This window comes from Parendozoicomonas verongulae (assembly GCF_009711465.1).
Taxonomy (GTDB): domain Bacteria; phylum Pseudomonadota; class Gammaproteobacteria; order Pseudomonadales; family Endozoicomonadaceae; genus Sansalvadorimonas; species Sansalvadorimonas verongulae.
The window spans coordinates 1810-2013 of record NZ_SMME01000756.1 but is presented as its reverse complement, the minus strand read 5'-3'; the positions used below and the strand labels follow the sequence as shown (position 1 = coordinate 2013).

The 204-nt window shown below is 55.9% G+C and carries 1 protein-coding gene; it reads left to right on the top strand.

Annotation, left to right across the window (positions count from 1 at the left end; genetic code table 11):
- Window positions 1-204: hypothetical protein (locus E1189_RS23610; RefSeq protein WP_196221221.1), on the top strand; the 204-nt coding region annotated here is incomplete at both ends.

Here is a 204-nt window from a genome sequence, read left to right as displayed (position 1 = left end):
AAACCAATGGGCTGGCACTGGGCAGACATTACCAGCTCATGGGAGATATGGACAACCTGAGAACAGCAAAGAACATCTTTACCCGATTGCGCACCCAGGCAGCCGGGGGGCGGGAGAACACCCCTTGTCATGACAAGGAGATCGAACTGGCTCTGGGCAGACATTTCCAGATTATAGGGGGCGCGAACAACCTGAGAGCGGCCT